Here is a 19,061-nt window from a genome sequence, read left to right on the forward strand (position 1 = left end):
CGTGCCCTTGGGGCATCTCCCCCGTGTCCTGTCGCTTCAGTGATCAAGGGTGTGACTATGTTCAAGCGTCGAAAGACGCTGGCGCTCGCCGCGGCGGCGTCGTCAGCAATGTTGGTGGCCAGTGGTTGTAGCGGTGGCGGAGAGGAGGACGATGGCGTCAGGGAAGCCACCTGGGTCATCGAGACCCTTCCCGGCGCATGGCAGTCCATCAGCGCGGCCGGTGGCAGCGTCTACGTCATCCAGATGCTCTCCGGCATCCTTCCGAGCACCGGCGGGTGGCTGGCCGACGCCGAGACCTACGAGTACGACATGGACGTCCTCGCCGAAGAGCCCACCCTGATCAACGACGACCCCGACGAGGGACCCTTCGAGTTCAGCTTCACGCTCGCCGACGACGCCGTGTGGAGCGACGGCGAGCCGATGACCGGCGAGGACCTGCGGGTCACCTGGATGATGTCCGCCGGGCCGGAGGAGGGGCACTGCAACGGTTGTGACTCCCGTTCCAGCACCAACCCCGACCAGGTCGAGGCCATCGAGGTCGACGGCAAGACCGCCACGGTCACTCTGAAGGAGGGCCAGGCCAACGCCGAGTGGATGGGCCTGTTCGACTCGCACAGCGTCGCCGGTGGTTTCCTCCCCTCCCACCTGGCCGAGGAGAACGGCTGGGACGTCGACGATCCGGACCAGTTGGGCGAGTTCTTCGCCTGGCTGCACGCCGAGCGCCCCGAGTGGTCCGGCGGCCCGTTCCAGATCGTCGAGGGAGACCTGGAGAACGAGGTCGTCAAGGAACCGAACCCCGAATGGTTCGGCGACGAGCCCGGCCTGGACCGCGTCACCTTCATGTTCAACACCGACGAGGGCACCTTCGTCAACGCCTTCAGCAACGATGAGATCCACGGCGGAAACCCCTTCTCCTACAACGAGGACGTCTACACCCAGCTTCAGGATCTGCCCAACGCCAAGACCTCGATCGGTGAGGGCGCGTCCTGGGAGCACGTGGACATCAACCTCAACAACGAGTTCCTCCAGGACGTCGAGCTGCGACGCGCCATCTTCACCGCCATCGACCGTGACGAGATCGCCTCGCGCAACTACGAAGCCGGCTACCCCGAGTACCAGCTGAAGAACAACCACATCTTCGGCAACGACAGCCCCTACTTCGTCGACCACTACGAGGGCGAGACGCAGGGCACCGGCGACATCGACGCCGCCACCGAGATCCTTGAGGAGGCCGGCTACGAGGTCGGCGACACCCTCACCCTCGACGGTGAGGAGGTCGGTCCCTTCCGTCTGCGCAGCACCGACTCCGTCGTGCGCAACACCTCGCTCCAGCTCATCCAGGCGCAACTGGCCGAGATCGGCGTCACCGCCAACATCGAGGTGACCGACGACCTGGGCGGCACGCTCGCCGAGAACGACTACGACATCATGCAGTTCGGTTGGCAGGGCACGCCGTACTTCGTGACGTCGGGTGCCCAGTACTGGCGCAGCGACAGTGACAGCAACTTCGGTGGCTTCGACAACGAGGAAGTCGACGAGTTGGTCGACGAGGCGGCCAACGCCCCCGACCTCGACACCGCCGCCGGTCACCTGAACGAGGCCATGGAGATCCTGGTCCCGGAGGCCTACGTCCTCCCGATCATGCACGAGCCGAACTACTCCTTCGTGAACAGTGACCGGCTCGCGGGAGTCGAGGACAACCTCCAGTCCAGCTACCGCTCCACCCACAACGTCGGTGAATGGACCATCGCCGACTAGGGCGGACCGAGTGCCCAGGCCCGGCTCCGGGACACCCTCCCGGGGCCGGGCCGATCCTCGCCCATCCCTGAAGGATCACTTCCATGCTCGTTTACACGATGCGACGCGTTCTGGGTGCGATACCCGTCCTGGTCCTCGCATCCATCCTCACCTTCGTGATGATCGACGTCTCCGGTGACCCCCTGGCCGACATCCGGATGCAACAGCCACCGCCCACGGAGGAAGTCATCCAGCAGGCGGAGGCGCGCCTCTACCTGGACCGCTCCATGCCTGAGCGGTACTGGCTGTGGATGACCGGAATCGGTGGCAACGGCGACATCGGCCTGCTCCAAGGTGAGTTCGGCCCGTCCACCCAGGGGCCGCAGTACGAGATCGGCCCCGCCATCGCCGAACGTCTATGGACCACCCTGCGCCTGGTGGGCGCCGCCATGGTCTTCGCGTTGGGCCTGGCGATCATCACCGGTGTCATCAGCGCTCTGCGCCAGTACTCCAAACTCGACTACACGCTCACCTTCGTCGGCTTCCTGGCCTTGGCGATGCCGACCTTCTGGCTCGCGGGCATCATGCAGGCGGCCGGGGTCAAGTTCAACCAGTTGGTGGATGAACAGGTCTTCGCCACCATCGGTGACGGACGCTTCCGAGCCCAGGGCGAACCGTTGGGAGACCAATTCCTCAACGCCTTCGCCCACATGGCATTGCCGACACTCGTGCTCATGCTGATCAGCTTCGCCTCGTGGAGTCGCTACCAACGCACCTCCATGTTGGAGGTGATGAACAGCGACTACGTGCGTCTGGCCCGGGCCAAGGGGTTGCGCCATCACGTGGTCATCCGACGCCACGCCCTGCGTACCGCGTTGATCCCGCTGACGACCGTCGTCGCCATCAGCGTCGCGGGCGTGATCGACGGGGCCATCCTGACCGAGGTGGTCTTCCAATGGCGCGGTCTCGGCGACTTCTTCATCACGGCGGTCGACAACAACGATTCCTACGCGCTGATGGGCTGGCTGCTTCTCAGCGGCGTCATCGTGATCGTGGCCAACCTCGTGGCCGACCTCCTGTACGCCGTGCTCGACCCAAGGATCCGCTATGAGTGAGAACGGCATGTTCGGGAGCGCCCGCAAGGGGGCGAAGAAGAAGGACAGTGCCGACCGGACCCAGCTGCAGACGATCCTGATCCGGTTCACGCGGCACCGTCCCGCGATGATCAGCCTGGTCATGTTGATCCTGATCATCCTGTTCGCGTTCGTGGGGCCCTTCTTCTGGGTGTGGGACCACACCGTCTACAAGGAGATCCCCAGCAACCTGCCGCCGGGCGGCGAACACCCCCTGGGAAGCTCGGCCGCCGGAAACGACGTCCTCGCCCAGCTCATGCGCGGGGCCCAGCAGACCCTGAAGGTCGCCTTCACCGTCTCGCTGGTCTCCACCGTCGTCGGCTCCATGTGGGGCGCCACGGCGGGGTACTACGGTGGTCGTGTCGACGCGTTGATGATGCGGATCGTCGACATCTTCCTCATCGTCCCGCTGCTGGTCGCGGCCGCGGCGATCGCGGGCAACACCGGTGCGGGGGCCTCCTGGTCCGCCATCGCCCTGATCATCGCGATCTTCTCGTGGGCGACCATCGCGCGTGTGGTCCGCGGCGTCGTCCTGTCCCTTCGGGAACAGGAGTTTGTGGAGGCGGCCCGGGCATCGGGGGCCTCCGCGCCGTGGATCATCGTCCGGCACCTGTTGCCCAACGCGGCCGGACCGATCATCGTCGCCGCCACCCTGTTGGTGGCCGTGGCGATCCTCGCCGAGGCGGGCATGTCCTTCCTGGGGCTCGGCATCCAGCTCCCGGACATCTCGCTCGGCCAGATGATCGGCAGCGCGCGCACGGCGGTGACCACGCGTCCCTGGCTGTTCTATCCGCCGGGTGTGCTGCTGGTGCTGATCTGTCTGACGATCAACTTCATCGGTGACGGCCTCCGGGACGCCCTCGACCCACGACAGACCAGGGTGCGGCGATGACGACTGAGTACATGAACGAAGAACACGCCACCGCCGAGACCGGTGACGACGTGGTGCTAGAGGTATCCGATCTGAGCGTCACCTTCCCCTCCGACGACGGCCCGCTTCCCGCGGTCCGCGAGGTCTCCTACGTGCTGCGCCGGGGCGAGGCCCTGGGCATCGTGGGGGAGTCGGGGTCGGGCAAGTCCGTGACCTCCATGGCGATCATGGGCCTGCTGCCCAAGAACGCACAGGTGGAGGGTTCCGCCAGGGTCCTCGGCCAGGAGGTCATCGGGCTCAACGACAAGGCGATCAGCAAGGTCCGCGGGAAGAAGATCGCGATGATCTTCCAGGACCCGCTGACCTCGCTCAACCCCGTCTACACGATCGGCTACCAGATCGCCGAGGCGGTGCTCGCGCACCGGAAGGTGAGCAAGCAGACCGCCATGGAGCGGGCGCTGGAACTGCTGGAGATCGTGGGCATCCCGTCGCCCGAGCAGCGGCTCAGGCAGTACCCGCACGAGCTCTCCGGCGGTATGCGCCAGCGCGTGGTCATCGCGATCGCCATGGCCAACGAGCCGGACGTGATCATCGCCGACGAACCCACCACGGCGCTCGACGTGACCGTCCAGGCGCAGGTCCTGGACGCGCTCCAGCGGGCCCGTCGGGAGACCGGCGCCGCCCTGGTGCTCATCACCCACGACCTCGGTGTCGTCGCCGGTCAGGTCGACCGGGTCGGGGTGATGTACGCGGGCCGCATCGTGGAGATGGGTCCGGTGGAGGAGGTCTTCTACCGGCCGCGCATGCCCTACGCGTTGGGGCTGCTCGGCTCGCTGCCCCGACTGGACGGTGACCGCTCCGACCGGCTCACACCCATCCTCGGAAGCCCGCCCTCCCTGCGGGATCTGCCCCCGGGCTGCGGGTTCGCGCCGCGCTGCCCGATGGCGCGCGAACGGTGCCACCAGGAAGAGCCGCGGCTGCTGCTCACCAACGGTGACACCGGCCGGGAGCCCTCCGAGACGGGCGACCCCGCCGTCCACACGGCGGCCTGCCACTTCAGCGACGAACTGGTGGGAGTGGGGGCGGCCGACCTGTTCCGGCCCGGTGACGAGGACTCGCAGGAGAGCGGGGACGAAGCCGAACCGGGGAACCCCGTGGAACCAGAGGTGCTGCTCAGCGCCACCGACCTGGTCAAGCACTTCCCGATCCGCTCCAAGGGCATCCTGCGCCGCAAGGTCGGAGAGGTGCAGGCGGTCTCGGGTATCTCGCTGGACCTGCGGGAGAAGGAGACGCTCGCGCTGGTGGGGGAGTCGGGCTGTGGCAAGTCCACCACGGCGCGGTTGCTGCTCAACCTCATCCGGCTCACCTCGGGCGAGGTGACGTACATGGGGCAACCCCTGCAAGGGCTCTCCGACCGCCGGATGCGTCCACTCCGCAAGGACCTGCAATTGGTCTTCCAGGACCCCTTCGCGTCCCTGGACCCGCGCATGACGGTCTCGGACATCATCGGCGAACCCATGCGCATCCACGGGGACGGACACCGCGACGCGCGCAAGCGGGTCAAGGAGCTCCTGGAGCTGGTGGGGCTCAACCCCGAGCACGGTTCGCGGTACCCGCACGAGTTCTCGGGTGGCCAGCGACAGCGCATCGGCGTGGCCCGAGCCCTGTCGCTCAACCCCCGGGTGCTGGTCCTGGACGAGCCGGTCTCGGCCCTGGACGTGTCCATCCAGGCGGGTGTGATCAACCTGCTGGAGGACCTCCAGGACGAGCTGGGGCTGTCGTACCTGTTCGTCTCGCACGACCTGTCGGTGGTCAAGCACATCGCCGACCGGGTGGCCGTGATGTACCTCGGCAAGATGGTGGAGACGGCCACGACGGAGCAGCTGTTCAGCTCTCCCTCGCACCCGTACACCCAGGCGTTGATCTCCGCGATCCCGCTGCCCGACCCGATCAAGGAGCGGACCAGGGAACGGATCATGGTCACGGGCGACATCCCGAGCCCGGCGAACCCGCCCTCGGGGTGCCGTTTCCGCACCCGGTGCCCGAAGTTCGCGAACGAACTCTCCGACGCCGAACGGACCAAGTGCGTCGAGGAACCGCCGGAGCTGCTGGACCGCGGCAGCGGACACCGGGACGCCTGCCACTACTCCCAGGTGGTGGAGCTCATCTGAGGTGGTCCGGCGGTGCGCCGTCGGTAGCGATGGGATCTGACCGGCGCCGTGGAGAATGTCCCCTCCGCGGCGCCGGTTCCTCGTTCCGGGTTCCTTCACCACCTTCGACGACACGCGAGATGACGAAAGTGCCTGGTTTCGGGTGCGGGGCTCCGCTAGTTTCGACGTTCACGTTGTCTCTGACCGGTTTCCCCCGAAGGAGAATCCTTGACTCCCGCCACCCCCCGACGGCCCACGCCGTTCCGACGACACGGAGGGTGGTCGGCCGCCACCCTTCTCACCCTCTCCCTCGCGTTGGCGACCACACCGGCGCTGGCCGACACCGCGGATCCCGATGAGCGGGCGGACGAGCTGCGGTCCGACATCGACGCGATCCTGGAGGACCCCGCGCTGGAGGGCGCGACCTCCGGTGTGGTGGTCACCGACGCCGACAGCGGCGAGGAGCTCTACTCGGCGCACGGTGACACCTCGCTGCTGCCCGCCTCCAACATGAAGAACTTCGCCACGGCGGCGGCCCTGCAGACGCTCGGCCCCGACCACACCTTCACCACGCGGGCCGTCGTCGAGGACGACACCGCCGCAGGAGAGGTGCCCGGGCTGTACCTGGTCGGCGGCGGCGACCCGACGCTGAGCGCGGACGACATCGACGCCATGGCCGCGGACGTGGCCGCCGCCGGGATCACCTCGGTGGGCGAGGTGTACGCCGACGACACCTGGTTCGACGATCAGCGCCTGGTGGACGACTGGTGGCCCGAGGACGAGCCCTACGCCTACTCCGCGCAGATCTCGGCGCTCACCGTGGCCCACGGAGACCGCTACGACACCGGAGTGACGGAGGTGACCGTCACCGCCACCGACGACGGTGAGGCGGTGAGCGTGGACCCCGGCGCCGCCGAGGGCCACGTGGAGGTCGACAACCAGGCCGTCACCGGACCGGCCGAGGGCGAGAACACCCTGGTGGTCGACCGTCCGGTCGGCACCAACACCATCGAGGTGACCGGGAGCCTGCCCGCCGACACCGAGCCGTCGGTACAGCTGCGCACGGTCGACGAGCCCGCCGGGATGGCCGGGCACGTGTTCGCCCGGGCCCTGGAGGAGAACGGGGTCGAGGTCGAGGGGGACATCGCTCAGGGCGAGGTCCCCGAGGACTGGGCGGAGCCCCACGCCGTCGCCGAGAACACCTCCATGACCTTGGAGGAGATCCTCGTTCCGCTGATGAAGTTCAGCAACAACGGTCACACGGAGATGCTGGTCAAGAGCGTCGGCCAGGAGACCGCGGGCGAGGGCTCGTGGGAAGCCGGCCTGGCCGGGGTGGAGGAGGCTCTCCAGGAACTCGGTGTGGACACCTCCGACCTGGTCCTCAACGACGGTTCGGGGCTCTCCCGGACCGACCGGATCACCGCGAACAGCATGATCGACCTGCTGACTCGGGTGCAGGACGCCCCCTGGTACGAGGTCTGGCACGACTCCCTGCCGGTGGCCGGCGACAGCGACCCGTTCGTCGGCGGCACCCTGGCCTCGCGCATGGACGGCACGGCGGCCGACGGCGTCGCGCAGGCCAAGACCGGCACCATGTCCGGGGTGAGCGCCCTGTCCGGCTACGTACAGGGGCCGGACGGCTCGGAGGTCCACTTCAGCGTCGTCAACAACGACCACGCCGGTGCGGCGCCCCTGCACGTGCAGGACGCCATCGTGGTCCGGCTCGCCGAGTACCTGGGCAACCAGGCGCCGGAGGGGACCGTGTCCCTGCGCAGTGAGCCCGCGGTGAGCGGGGAGCTGGAATGCTCCTGGGAGCTGACCTGCTGAGACCGATAGCGCCGATGCCGTCGTCCTGAAAGGGCGTGGCACGGGCGGTGACGAGGGCCTGTCGAGGGATCGGCGGGCCCTCGTCCGTGTTCGAGGAGGTCGGCGCGGTTCGATGGGGTTGTCCACAGTCCGAGGACGTGGGCTGTCGCGGGTCGGCCGAAGCCGGCAATGTTGAACACGGCGGGGTTCTCCCGCCACCCCGTTCCTCCCACAGCGCGGCTCCCCGCCGCGCCGTGCCGTAGAAGGGCCTTCCGTGTGGAATCGCTGACCGTCACATCTGTGCTGGGCATGATCATCGGTCAGGTCTTCTCCCTGGTCGTGATGATCCTGGTCCTGTTGGGCCTGGGCAAACTCGCCAGCCGGCTCATGGACGTGCCCTTCAACCTGCCACGTCTGGCGCTGGCCGCGATGTTCGGCGCACCGATCGGATCGGTGGGTGCGGTCCTGGCCCACTACGGCTCCTTCGACGCGTTGAACACCGCGGAGCCGGCCCGGATGGACCAACCGGGCTTCTTGGCGTTGATGTTGTTCGCGATGGCGGTGGGCTCGATGCTCGCGTTCGTCGCCCTCGAACTCCTCATGCCGCGAGGTACCGGGGTCCGTCCGGTCGCCCTGCTCCGCGAGACCACCGACCTGTTCGGAAGACTGGGCCGGTACCGCGGGATCCTGTGGATCCTGGTCCGGCACGGCCTGGGCGGATACGTCATAGGTCGACGGGAGGGGGTGGACGACACCTCGGTACAGCGCAGGCTCGCCCGCTCCCTGGCCCGGTCCATGGAAGAGGCGGGGGTGGTGTTCGTCAAGCTCGGCCAGGTGTTGGCCACCCGCCGCGACCTGCTGCCACCGGTGTTCGTCGAGGAACTGGGCCGACTGCACAGTGAGGTGGCCCGGGTCCCCTACGACGACATCCGCGACTGCGTGGCCGCCGAACTGGGACGCGGGGTCGACGAGGTGTTCGCCGACTTCACCCCCGAACCCCTGGCCGCCGCGTCCATCGCCCAGGCGCATCCGGCGCGGCTGCTCGGTGGTGAGGAGGTCGTGGTCAAGGTGCAACGACCGGGAATCGGTCCGGTGGTCCGACGCGACCTCGACATCATCAGACGCCTCGCCAAGCGGGTGGACGAGCACACCGAGTGGGGGCCCGCGATCGGGGTGCGCGGCCTCGCCGAGAGGTTCGCCGACGCCCTTCTGGAGGAGTTGGACTTCGAGGTGGAGGCGGCCAACATCGCCGCCGTCGCGGAGGCGTCCGTCGACTCGCCGGTGCGCATCCCGCGGGTCCACGAGGCCTACACCAGCCGTCGGGTGCTGGTGATGGAACGACTGCACGGGCACCAGATCGGCGGGACCGAGCTGCCGGAGCGGCGTGGGGAGGAGATCGCCAAGACCCTGCTGGACTGCTTGCTGGAGCAGGTGCTCGTCGGCGGGATCTTCCACGCCGACCCGCACCCGGGCAACATCCTGCTGCTCGACGACGGAGGGGTGGGTCTGCTCGACTACGGGTCGGTGGGCCGATTGGACGCCCGGACCCGTGAGGCGTTGCAGATGATGCTGCTGGCCATCGACCGGGGTGACGCGGTCCTGCTCACCGACACGCTTTTGGACGTGGTGGACGATCCGGGGGAGATCGACCCGGAGCGGCTGCGCCGGTCGCTCGGTCGGTTCATGGCGCGCTACCTGCATGGTGGGGCCACGGCCAGTATGCGGATGTTCACCGAGCTGCTCATACTGGTCACCCGGTTCGGGCTGGTCCTGCCGGCCGAACTGGCGGCGGTGTTCCGGGCGCTGGCCACCCTGGAGGGAACGTTGATGTTCCTCGCCCCGGGGTTCGACACGGTGTCCGAGGCCAAGCGGTACGCGGGGGCGCGGATGTCGGAGCGGTTGGACGGCGGAAACCTGCGAGAGCTGGCGACCGGAGAGCTGTTGGCCCTGCTGCCGACCCTGCGCCGACTGCCACGTCGGCTCGACCGGATCACCGACCAGCTCCACAAGGGCCGGTTCACGGTGCAGGCGCGGCTCTTCGCCCACCCGCAGGACCGAAGACTCCTGCGCTCGGTGGTCCGCCGCGCGGTCATGACCGTCCTGGCGGTGGTCACCGGGTTCATGTCGGTGGGACTGTTCAACGTGACCGAACAGCCCGGGGTGGCCTGGTCGGACCTGGCCACGCACACCCAAGCGCTCAACCTGTTGGCGTGGGTCCTGCTGGCGGCCACCGTGATGTTCGTCCTGCGATTGCTGGTGGACATGGTCCGGGACGGGTCGAAGGGCGAACGGGGTTGAGGGGGACCGGCGCCGACCGTTCGAGGTCGGTCGGGTGGCCTGGTCCGCCAAGCGGAGTGAACGGTCAGCCGGCCTGGTCGATCAGACGGCGCAGGGACCGGTACACCTGGTCCGCCGAGGGCGGTGGTTCCAGGACACAGCAGCGCAGGAAATAGCCGTCGCAGGCGGCGGCCACCCCGGCGCGGGCCTCGGGGTCCGGCAGGTAGGGGGAGAGGAAGGCGTCCACCGCGTCGTGCCAACGCGTGACCTGATCCCGCAGGCTGGGGCGTCGGGCGGCGATGAGGAACAGTTCCATCTCCGCCAGAGCGTGGGCTCGGTCGTGCCCGGTGCCCTCGGCGATGAGCGCCGCGAACCCGCGCAGCGCGCCGTCCGGGTCGTCGGGGAGGGCCTCCGCCACCGCCACGTAGGCGTCGTTGGCCCGGGTGAGCGTGTCGACGAGGAGGTCGTCGATGGTCGCGTAGTAGTAGGTGACGGTGCTGGGCGGGACCGCTGCCTCGGTCGCCACACGACGCTGGCTGACCGCGGTGACACCCTCCCGGGCGATGACCGCCATGGTGGCGTCCAGTAGGAGCCGGCGTCGCTGTTCGCCCTTGCGGCGGCGGCCGTCGCTGATGTTGTCCGGGTCCTCGGTGGTCTTCGCGGTACTCATGGTGTTCCTCCCGTTCGATGGCCGGTCGGTGCGCACGTGTTCAATGCCGTCCGCCCATCTCCAGGGCCATGACCCCGGCCATGACCAGGGCGATGCCGCCGATCTGCGTCCAGGTGAGGGATTCTCCCAGCAGGACCGCTCCGATGATGGCGACCAGGGCGACCCCGATGGCGGCCCAGGCCCCGTAGGCGACACCGAGCGGCAGGCCTCTGGCGAGCGCTTGGGAGAGCGCGTAGAACGCGCCGCCGTAGCCGATGACCACGACGATGGAGGGGAACAGACGGGTGAATCCCTCGGAGAACTTCAGTGAGGTGGTCGCGATCACCTCCAGGACGATCGCTCCGGCCAACCACATCCACGGCATGGCACAGCTCCTTCGTGTCCTTCGGCCTCCCAGGGGAAACCTGCTCGAATGCTCAGTTTTCGTTCGCCAAAGAACCTGGGCGAATGAACAAGATTCTACGCGGTGCATGATGGGGGGACAAGGTGGGCGTGATTCGGATCGGCCGGAAACCCACCCCCTGGCGGACCGGCCACGTACCCCCTGGGTGTATTCTCGACGATTCCGGACGAGGTGGGTCGGACACCATCAGATAACCGCTCCATACCGATACGCGGGAGTTCAGAACCTTTTCCGGATCGGAGCGTCCTACTACGTAGGCCGGTTATCGAGATGTTCTATGGAGGTCCAGACGTGACGGGCAAGACCCAGTCGGCGGTGAAGCGCCGGTTCGGCATCGGACTCGTGGCGCTCGCGCTCGTCGCGACCGCGTGCAGTTCAGGCGACGCCGAGACGCAGAGTAACTCCGACCCCGCCGCGGACGCGGAACCGGCCGAGCTGAGCATCACCCCGGAAGAGGGCGGCGAGGAGATCGCACCCAACACCCCGGTCCGGGTCACCGCCGAGCACGGAACCATCAGTGACGTCCAGATCGACCAGACCGTGGTCGGCGAAGCGGCCGTCCCCGACGGCGGCGAGGCCGAGGGTGAGGACGACGAGGCCGAGCTGTACGAGATGACCGGCACCCTCAACGAGGACGGCACCGAGTGGATCAGTGACTGGAACCTGCGTCCGGGCTCGGAGATCGTGGTCACCGCGACCGCGGAGAACGAGGCCGGTGAGGAGACCGAGGCCACCAGCGAGTTCAGCACCCTGGAGGCGGTCGCCGGGCAGCGCCTGGAGTTGGCCTCCAACTTCCCGAGCTCCGGCGACACCGTCGGTGTCGGCATGCCCGTCGTGATCAACTTCGACATGCCGGTCAGCAACAAGGGCCAGGTCGAGAACTCCATGAACGTGGTCGCCGAGCAGGAGATCGCCGGCGCCTGGAACTGGGTGACCGACCAGATGGCGGTCTTCCGGCCCGAGGAGTACTGGGAGCCGCACCAGAACGTCACCGTCGACCTGAACCTGTCCGGGGTCGAGGCCTCCGAGGGTGTCTACGGTGTGCGTGACTACCAGATCGACTTCGAGATCGGCCGCGAGCTCATCGCCACGATGCACGTGCCCGACCACGAGATGAAGATCGAGATCGATGGCGAGCACGAGCGCACCATCGACGTGAGCAACGGTGCGGCCAACCGTCGGTTCGACACCACGACCACCGGCGTGCACGTGCTCATGGAGCGCTACGACACCATCACCATGGACTCCAGCACCGTGGGCATCCCCGAGGACTCCCCGGGTTCCTACCGCGTGGACGTGAACTACGCGGTCCGCACCTCCAACAGCGGCGAGTTCGTGCACGAGATGTCCAGCAATGGCGCGATCGGTTCGGCCAACACCTCCAACGGCTGCACCAACCTGCGCATGGACGACGCGGTGTGGTTCTACGAGAACACCCTGATGGGCGACATCCTCGACACCACCGGCACCGACCGTGAGTTCGAGTGGGACAACGGCTGGGGTTACTGGCAGAAGTCCTGGGACGAGTGGCTTGAGGGCAGCGAGACCGACGAGGCACAGATGACCACCGACGGGACCCCGGGTTCCGTCCACGGTGAGGACCTGTAGGAAGCGCGGTCATCACCGCCCCAGGGGCGGGACAGGACCACGAGGGGCGTTCGCGGTGCACGGCACCGCGGGCGCCCCTTCGTCTGCCCGCTCGCGAGGCCGTCGAGTGCGTTCAGGTCTGGACGGGCCCCGAAGGCCCCCCGCCCTCCGTCGTGCGCAACCGGGCGACCAGGGCATCGATCACCAGCTCGGTGACCGTGGCCATGTCCACCGACTCCGGGTCCAGCAGCCACTGCACCTGAAGGCCGTCCATCGCGGCCAGGATCGCGGTGGCCGCGGAGTGGGCGGGGGTGTGACCATCGGGTCCGGGGGTGTTCGCCATCTCGCGGTACTCCGGGCCGATCCGGTCCAGGACCGCCTCCTCCACCTCCCGACGCAGCACGGTGTACCGGTCTCGGAACCAGTCCTGGGCGGGATGTCGGGCGGTGGCGCTCTCGGCGGAGAGCACCGCGTAGAGCCGGGTCGTGCCGGGGCGCGCGGCGTTGCGCTCGGCGGTGGTGACCAGGTGGTCCAGCATGCCCGCGCCGGAGGGCGCGGGGTCGTTGGTGTCGCGCAGCTCCAGCACCGCGGTGAGCAGTTCGGTCTTGGAGCCGAAATGGTGCAGGACCCCCGCGGGGGTGATGTCGAGGGTCGCCGCGATGTCGGCCAGCGACGTGTTGTTGAACCCCTGCGCGGCGAATACCTCGGCCGCGGTGCGCAGGATCCGCTCGCGGCGATTGACCCGTTTGCGCGGGACCGGTGAGGGCGGATCGCCCCCGGACGAAGGCGTGCCGGTGGGGGTCGTCTCGCTCATGGTCCGCTCTCCACTTCCTCGTACCGCGGGGGTACTTCGGGCCGATGGCCGGGGGGTTCGGGGGCCCGATCCCGTCCACGCTATCGATGTTCCCCGCCCCTCTTGCTGAATGAACATTAAGTAAGTAATGTCTCGCTTTACGAGACGTGGATCAGGGGGCTAGGGGCTCATGACCGCAGACCTTCACCAGCGCGTGGGCCGCCTGTCCCTGGAGGACAAGGCGCGCCTGCTCACCGGCCGGACCGGCTGGGTCCTGCACGCCGCCGCCGAGATCGGCCTGCTCCCGATCACCGTCTCCGACGGTCCCGCCGGGGTACGCGGGACCGAGGTGACCCAGGACGAGCACTCCGCGAGCCTGCCCGGTCCCACGGCGGTCGCCGCGGCCTGGGACACCGAACTCATGGAACGCGTGGGCCGCTTCTTCGCCGCCGAGGCCCGCCGCAAGGACGTCGACGTGATCCTGGCCCCGGTGCTCAACCTGCAACGATCCCCGGCAGGTGGACGCCACTTCGAATGTCTCTCCGAAGACCCCCACCTGACCGCCGAACTCGGCGCGGCCTTCGTCCGCGCCGTCCAGGGGCAGGGCCTGGGCACCTGTCCCAAGCACTTCATCGGCAACGAGACCGAACAAGAACGCACCGGTTACGTTTCCCGCATCGACGAGCGGACCCTTCGCGAGGTCTACCTTCCACCCTTCGAAGCCGTGATCGCCGCCGGCGCCTGGACCGTCATGGCCGCCTACAACGGCGTCGACGACGAGGTCGAATCGTCCACCATGACCGAGCACCGCCGGTTGCTCACCGACCTCCTCAAGGACGAGCTCGGATTCGACGGCGTCGTGTTCAGTGACTGGGCCGCCACTCGGAGCGGCGCCCGCTCCGCCGACGCCGGACTCGACATCGTCATGCCGGGCCCCGATGGTCCCTGGGGCCGAGCGCTGGTGGACGCGGTCCGTGCCGGTGAGGTCGAGGAGTCCGTCGTCGACGACAAGGTGGTCCGACTGCTCCGCCTGGCCGAACGGGTCGGCAGACTCGATCGGGACACCACCTCGGCCGTGGCGGGCGAGGACGAACGCGTCATCCTGCGGGAGGTCGGCTCACGCGGCCACGTCCTGCTCCGTAACGAGGGCGACGTCCTTCCCCTGCCGGACTCCGTGCGGACGGTGGCCCTCATCGGGCCCAACGCCGTGGACGCACACACCCAGGGCGGCGGTAGCGCCCACGTCAACACCGGGTACCTGGTCGACCCGGCGGAGGGGCTACGGGAGGTGTTGCCCGAACACGTCGAGGTCACCCTCGTCCGCGGCGGCGACCCCCGACGTCTCCTTCCGATCGTCGCCACCGAACACCTGACCGAGGCCGACCTCACCCTCTACGACGGACACGGCGAGGCCATCGACGCCCCCGAGGTGCCGGGCGGCGCCTTCCACATCCACGTTCAGGAGAGCGCGGAACGGGCCGGGTTCCTCGCCACCCTCACCCTCGCCGAGCCCGGGACCCACCGGATCGAGGTCGCGGCCGTGGGCGCGCACACCATCCGCGTCGACGACGAGACCGTCTCCGAGAGCGACCGAAGCGCCTCCGTCGACGACATCCTCCAATCGCGGCACGCCCACCCCGATGGGCCCAGGGCGGAGATCGAGGTCCCCGAAGGATCCGAGCCCCGCACCGTGTCGATCGACGTCGACATGGAGGTCGGGGACTTCGGCGGGTTCGGCCGTGGTGTCATCGTCCAGGTTCGCCACGCGCCGCCCGGCCCCACCGTGGAGGAGGAGATTCAGGAGGCCGTCCGCGTCGCGGAAACGGCCGACGTCGCCATCGTCGTGGTCGGCACCAACGACGAGGTCGAGTCCGAGGGCTACGACCGCCCCACCCTCGACCTGCCGGGCGGCCAGAACGAACTCGTCCGACGGGTCTACGCCGCCAACCCGAACACCGTGGTGGTGGTCAACGCCGGCGCGCCCGTCCTCCTGCCCTGGCTCGACCAGGTGCCCGCCGTCCTGTGGTCCTGGTTCGGGGGCCAGGAGTACGGCCACGCCCTCGCCGACACCCTCACCGGCCGTGCCGAACCCACCGGCCGGCTGCCCTGGACCCTGCCGCGCGACCACGAGGACGTGCCCATCCTGGACACCCGTCCCGTCGACGGAATCCACGACTACGCCGAGGGGGTCTTCGTCGGTCACCGCGCCTACGACCGGGACGGGATCGAACCGCACCGCCCGTTCGGGTTCGGTCTGGGCTACACCACCTGGCGGATCGACGACGCGGCGCTGTCCACGCCGGTTACCACCCCGGGTACCGACGGCCTGGTCACCGATGCGCCCACGGTCACCGTCACCCTCACCAACACGGGTCGGCGTCCCGGACACCACGTCGTGCAGGTCTACCTGGAACCGCCCACCGAGGCCGGAATCCCGCGCCCTCTACGTTCCCTGGCGGCCTTCGCCTCGGTGCGCGTCGCGCCGGGCCGGACCGTCACGGTCGACCTCGACGTCCCACCGCGCGCCCTCGCGATCTGGGACCCCGTCGAGCACGCACGGCGCACCCCGGAGGGGGTCTATCACCTGGCGGTGGGCTCCTCCAGTCGCGCCATCGCGCACCGTCTCGCCTTCAAGGTGCGCTGATTCGGTACCGGGCCGCCGTGGGATCACCAGGCGCGCACGCCGCCCACGGGGGCGGGCAGCCGTTCCTGGAGCCAGGTCCAGGTGCCGTCGTTCTCGGTGAACCGGCGCTGGACGCGCTCGACCTCGGTGATGGGGTTGCTGAAGACCTCGCGCCAGTCGCCCGCCTCGCGCTCCTCCAAGTAGAAGCTGCCGGCGTCGGTTCGCATGCGTACTGCCTGGAGGGTGTGACTGGTGCCGTCGTTGAGTTGGATTCGGTAATAGGCCATGGGAATCCCCTGGGTGTGGTCCTGGACGAGGCGAGGACGGTGGCCCGGGGACGGTCGACACGCCGTGGTGCCGGGGCACCGTGATGTTCGCGTGTGCGGACTCTACGCCGGTGGACAGGGCCGAGGAGGGTGATCGGCCGGACCCGGGGTGAAATCGGGGAGAACAGCCGATCGGGATGGGGCCTAAGGGACGAAACGGGCCCGGAGGTGGTCCCTCCGGGCCCCGCGTGGGCGAATGGCGATGGGTCAGGCGGCTTGTTCGGCGGTCAGTCGGGCACGGGTCTCCATCAGCGCGAAGCCCAGCAGGTTGCGTCCGCGCCAGTACTTGGGACGTTCGGCGTTCTCGTTCTCCCGTCCCATCCCGATCCCCCACACGCGGTCGCGGGGGCTGGCCTCGACCAGGACCCGTTCCTTCGTGCCCAGGAGATACTCCAGCAGGTCCTCGTTCTGACCGAACTTGGCGAGGTTGCCTCGGACGACGATCCCGAAGCGTTCGCGCTCCCAGGTCTCCTCGTCGAAGTCCCCGACCTCGCGTCCGATCTCCTTGGCCCGCTTGGGGTGTTCGGCGGCGACGATCCGTTCGGCGGCCTCGGGGTCACCGAAGAGTCGCGCCTTCTCGGCCATCATGAAGTGCTCGGCGGTGCGGTAGGTGACGCCGTCGACGGTGAAGTCGGCCGGCCACCATTGGGAGAGGCAGGTGGCCGTGAGCCCATCCGGTGATGGCTCATGGCCCCAGAAGTGCACGTACTTGATCCGTCCGTCGATGCGGAGCAGATCCTCCACGGTCCTCGCGTCGGCAGGGTTGTGTGTGCCCGTCATGTTGGGGAGTCTCGCAGAACCGGGCCGAGGTCGGTAGACCTTTTCGTGTGTTTGATGGCTTTGTGCGCTGGGAAGACGCCCATCCGATCGGGGGCGAATCGGCCACTCGGCGGACTTGTGCCGAAACCCGAGAGTGCGCGGCCGTCGGCGGGCCGAGGCACCTGTACCGGTCACTGGTTCCCGTACGAGCGGGACGGGTTCGCGCGTGCTCGGGCCGGCGTACGTTACGGCGTAGTAGCGTTGCGGAAAGCCCCGAAACCATAGGTCGGCGGGGTGTGAGCGGCCGCGGATCCGAGGTCGAGAGGAGCGTCCCCCCATGTGCCGGGACGATGGGGATCGCCTCGATTCGGACCAGACCAGTGGGCTCGGTCGGCGGCCGGCGACGTGATCGAGTGTTCGAGTGGTTCGGAGGGTTCGGGTCCGATGACCGAGACACGGTGGCTCGATGATGACGAGCAGCGGACCTGGCGCATCTTCCTCATGGCCGTGCACCTGCTGGACGGGGCCCTGGATCGTCAGCTCAGGCATGATTCCGGGATGCCGCACGCCTACTACCAGATCCTGGCGATGCTCTCCGAGGCCCCGAAGCGGGAACTGACGATGACGCGTCTGGCCCGCCTGCTGCGCTCCTCGCCCAGCCGGTTGTCGCACGCGGCGGCGCGCCTGGAGGCGGAGGAGATGATCCGCCGCTTCAAGCGTCCGGGGGACCGGCGCACGACCCTCGTCGAACTCACCGACAAGGGGATGGAGACGCTGCGCGAGGCGGCCGCCGGGCACGTCCAGGAGGTGCGACGCCTGGTGTTCGACACGCTCACCCGGGAGCAGGTCGGACAGCTGCGCGAGATCTCCGAGGCGATGTTGGGTTCGTTGGACCCCCACGACGAGCAGCCGCGGTACCCGGACCCGAAGGGGCCTGGAGTCCGGAACTGAGCCGGATTCTGTTATCCATCCTGAGCAGGGCGGTCGTGTGGGGATCGTAACTTCTCCGCCCGGCACGCTATGTACGCGAGCGGATACGCATTATCCTGTTGTTTCCCGGAAAAAGGTTGTGGTCTCAAGTGTTGGAACCGGACGCCGACCCCGACCACCGGGACACCCGCTCACAGAACAGGAACGCACCATGACCGAACAGACACCCAAAACCATGATCAGCGACCTGACCGCCCTGATCGCTCGCGTCGTCGTCGGTGTCGTCTTCATCGCCCACGGGCTGCCCAAGGCCACCGACCTCCAGGGCACCGCCGGCGGTTTCGAGGCGATGGGCATCCCCTTCCCGCAGTTCGCCGCCCTGCTGGGCGTGGGCATCGAGGTCGGCGCCGGGGTGGCGCTCATCGTCGGGTTCGCCCTGCCCGTCGCCGGGGTGCTGCTCGCCCTCATGATGGGCGGCGCCTACTTCTTCGCCCACGTCGGAGACCCGCTGGTCGGCGGCTTCGAATTGCCTCTCGTCATGGCCGCCGCCGCGCTGGCCCTGGGCTTCGCCGGTGGCCGCTTCGCCGTCGACAGCGTGATGCCGTGGGGTCGCCGCCGTGTCCGCTCGGAGGACAGGTCCGCGGTGCACGCCGCCTGATCCTCCTTTCGACACGGCCGCCCACCAACGATGCTGGGCGGCCGTTGTTGTTTCCTCGGATCCATTCTCCCGAAGGGCTTTCTCTTCTAGCCTCGTGCGGTACCCCGCTGATCGGTGGGTGGAGAGTCGATGCTTCTTTGGAGCAGACCGCGGAGTGGTTTCGGGGGCCGGGATACGAGGTTCCCGGTGTCGGGCGGAGGGTGCGGGAGGCCGCTCCGTACATCCCGCTGCGGGAACCTCGGCGGGGGTGAGGGCGTGGAGTGGGGCCGCCCGCCGTGAACACTGCCTACTATGGCTAGCCATGCGTATTCTCGTGGTCGAGGACGATGACCGGGTGG

Annotated in this window: 15 protein-coding genes; 10 read left to right on the forward strand and 5 right to left on the reverse strand. The window is 68.4% G+C overall.

The window, feature by feature from the left end; all coding sequences use genetic code 11:
- Positions 1-57 precede the first annotated feature (57 nt).
- The 6 genes from ACWGKS_RS23880 (at position 58) to ACWGKS_RS23905 (ending at position 9,995) form a co-directional block, all read left to right on the forward strand.
- A complete protein-coding gene (locus ACWGKS_RS23880; RefSeq protein ID WP_358509867.1) occupies positions 58-1,758 on the forward strand; it encodes an ABC transporter family substrate-binding protein in 1,701 nt (566 codons plus the stop codon).
- An 83-nt stretch (positions 1,759-1,841) separates the two neighbouring features.
- A complete protein-coding gene (locus ACWGKS_RS23885) occupies positions 1,842-2,852 on the forward strand; it encodes an ABC transporter permease (protein ID WP_358509864.1) in 1,011 nt (336 codons plus the stop codon).
- The gene (locus ACWGKS_RS23890; RefSeq protein WP_358509861.1) at positions 2,845-3,762 is read left to right on the forward strand and encodes an ABC transporter permease; all 918 of its coding nucleotides are present in this window, start codon (positions 2,845-2,847) and stop codon (positions 3,760-3,762) included. Before ACWGKS_RS23885 ends, ACWGKS_RS23890 begins: the two co-directional genes overlap by 8 nt.
- Positions 3,759-5,912: an ABC transporter ATP-binding protein gene (locus ACWGKS_RS23895; RefSeq protein ID WP_358509858.1), complete on the forward strand. Its 2,154-nt coding sequence runs from the start codon at positions 3,759-3,761 to the stop codon at positions 5,910-5,912. Before ACWGKS_RS23890 ends, ACWGKS_RS23895 begins: the two co-directional genes overlap by 4 nt.
- Positions 5,913-6,119: 207 nt before the next feature.
- The gene (gene dacB / locus ACWGKS_RS23900; protein WP_452524115.1) at positions 6,120-7,718 is read left to right on the forward strand and encodes a D-alanyl-D-alanine carboxypeptidase/D-alanyl-D-alanine endopeptidase; all 1,599 of its coding nucleotides are present in this window, start codon (positions 6,120-6,122) and stop codon (positions 7,716-7,718) included.
- Positions 7,719-7,973: 255 nt separating this feature from the next.
- Positions 7,974-9,995: an ABC1 kinase family protein gene (locus ACWGKS_RS23905; protein ID WP_452524117.1), complete on the forward strand. Its 2,022-nt coding sequence runs from the start codon at positions 7,974-7,976 to the stop codon at positions 9,993-9,995.
- Between the two features lie 64 nt (positions 9,996-10,059).
- Here the strand turns inward: ACWGKS_RS23905 and ACWGKS_RS23910 are convergent, their stop codons facing one another.
- On the reverse strand, positions 10,060-10,644 hold the full coding sequence (locus tag ACWGKS_RS23910; protein ID WP_358509855.1) for a TetR/AcrR family transcriptional regulator: 585 nt from the start codon (positions 10,642-10,644) through the stop codon (positions 10,060-10,062).
- 40 nt (positions 10,645-10,684) lie between these two features.
- Positions 10,685-11,008, reverse strand: coding sequence for a DMT family transporter (locus tag ACWGKS_RS23915; protein ID WP_358509852.1), 324 nt, complete (start codon positions 11,006-11,008; stop codon positions 10,685-10,687).
- A gap of 330 nt (positions 11,009-11,338) precedes the next feature.
- Here ACWGKS_RS23915 and ACWGKS_RS23920 point away from each other — a divergent pair, with 330 nt between their 5' ends.
- On the forward strand, positions 11,339-12,655 hold the full coding sequence (locus ACWGKS_RS23920; RefSeq protein WP_452524119.1) for an Ig-like domain-containing protein: 1,317 nt from the start codon (positions 11,339-11,341) through the stop codon (positions 12,653-12,655).
- A gap of 112 nt (positions 12,656-12,767) precedes the next feature.
- Here the strand turns inward: ACWGKS_RS23920 and ACWGKS_RS23925 are convergent, their stop codons facing one another.
- Positions 12,768-13,448 (reverse strand): TetR/AcrR family transcriptional regulator, encoded by a 681-nt coding sequence (locus ACWGKS_RS23925; RefSeq protein WP_452524121.1) that lies wholly within the window; start codon positions 13,446-13,448, stop codon positions 12,768-12,770.
- A 169-nt stretch (positions 13,449-13,617) separates the two neighbouring features.
- On the opposite strand from ACWGKS_RS23925, the gene ACWGKS_RS23930 reads away from it, so the two are divergent.
- The gene (locus tag ACWGKS_RS23930; protein WP_452524122.1) at positions 13,618-16,071 is read left to right on the forward strand and encodes a beta-glucosidase; all 2,454 of its coding nucleotides are present in this window, start codon (positions 13,618-13,620) and stop codon (positions 16,069-16,071) included.
- A gap of 23 nt (positions 16,072-16,094) precedes the next feature.
- On the opposite strand, the gene ACWGKS_RS23935 is transcribed toward ACWGKS_RS23930, so the two are convergent.
- Positions 16,095-16,337 carry a hypothetical protein gene (locus tag ACWGKS_RS23935; protein WP_452456241.1) on the reverse strand — a complete coding sequence of 81 codons (243 nt, stop codon included), beginning with the start codon at positions 16,335-16,337 and terminating at the stop codon, positions 16,095-16,097.
- A 246-nt stretch (positions 16,338-16,583) separates the two neighbouring features.
- Positions 16,584-17,156: an NADAR family protein gene (locus tag ACWGKS_RS23940; RefSeq protein ID WP_452524124.1), complete on the reverse strand. Its 573-nt coding sequence runs from the start codon at positions 17,154-17,156 to the stop codon at positions 16,584-16,586.
- A gap of 423 nt (positions 17,157-17,579) precedes the next feature.
- Here ACWGKS_RS23940 and ACWGKS_RS23945 point away from each other — a divergent pair, with 423 nt between their 5' ends.
- Together ACWGKS_RS23945 and ACWGKS_RS23950 are read left to right on the forward strand one after the other, a co-directional pair.
- Complete coding sequence (locus tag ACWGKS_RS23945) at positions 17,580-18,086, forward strand: MarR family winged helix-turn-helix transcriptional regulator (RefSeq protein ID WP_452456243.1); 507 nt, start codon at positions 17,580-17,582, stop codon at positions 18,084-18,086.
- 190 nt (positions 18,087-18,276) lie between these two features.
- Positions 18,277-18,723, forward strand: a complete 447-nt coding sequence (locus tag ACWGKS_RS23950) for a DoxX family protein (protein WP_358509831.1) — start codon at positions 18,277-18,279, stop codon at positions 18,721-18,723.
- The last annotated feature ends 338 nt before the right edge of the window (positions 18,724-19,061 follow it).

Source organism: Nocardiopsis sp. NPDC055879 (assembly GCF_053615935.1).

Excerpts from the sequence above, each read along its gene's own strand:
- ACWGKS_RS23880 (WP_358509867.1), top strand. The coding sequence starts at position 58 with ATGTTCAAGCGTCGAAAGACGCTGGCGCTCGCCGCGGCGGCGTCGTCA.
- ACWGKS_RS23885 (WP_358509864.1), top strand. The coding sequence starts at position 1,842 with ATGCTCGTTTACACGATGCGACGCGTTCTGGGTGCGATACCCGTCCTG.
- ACWGKS_RS23890 (WP_358509861.1), top strand. The coding sequence starts at position 2,845 with ATGAGTGAGAACGGCATGTTCGGGAGCGCCCGCAAGGGGGCGAAGAAG.
- ACWGKS_RS23895 (WP_358509858.1), top strand. The coding sequence starts at position 3,759 with ATGACGACTGAGTACATGAACGAAGAACACGCCACCGCCGAGACCGGT.
- ACWGKS_RS23910 (WP_358509855.1), bottom strand. The coding sequence starts at position 10,644 with ATGAGTACCGCGAAGACCACCGAGGACCCGGACAACATCAGCGACGGC.
- ACWGKS_RS23915 (WP_358509852.1), bottom strand. The coding sequence starts at position 11,008 with ATGCCGTGGATGTGGTTGGCCGGAGCGATCGTCCTGGAGGTGATCGCG.
- ACWGKS_RS23925 (WP_452524121.1), bottom strand. The coding sequence starts at position 13,448 with ATGAGCGAGACGACCCCCACCGGCACGCCTTCGTCCGGGGGCGATCCG.
- ACWGKS_RS23930 (WP_452524122.1), top strand. The coding sequence starts at position 13,618 with ATGACCGCAGACCTTCACCAGCGCGTGGGCCGCCTGTCCCTGGAGGAC.
- ACWGKS_RS23935 (WP_452456241.1), bottom strand. The coding sequence starts at position 16,337 with ATGGCCTATTACCGAATCCAACTCAACGACGGCACCAGTCACACCCTC.
- ACWGKS_RS23940 (WP_452524124.1), bottom strand. The coding sequence starts at position 17,156 with ATGACGGGCACACACAACCCTGCCGACGCGAGGACCGTGGAGGATCTG.
- ACWGKS_RS23945 (WP_452456243.1), top strand. The coding sequence starts at position 17,580 with ATGACCGAGACACGGTGGCTCGATGATGACGAGCAGCGGACCTGGCGC.
- ACWGKS_RS23950 (WP_358509831.1), top strand. The coding sequence starts at position 18,277 with ATGACCGAACAGACACCCAAAACCATGATCAGCGACCTGACCGCCCTG.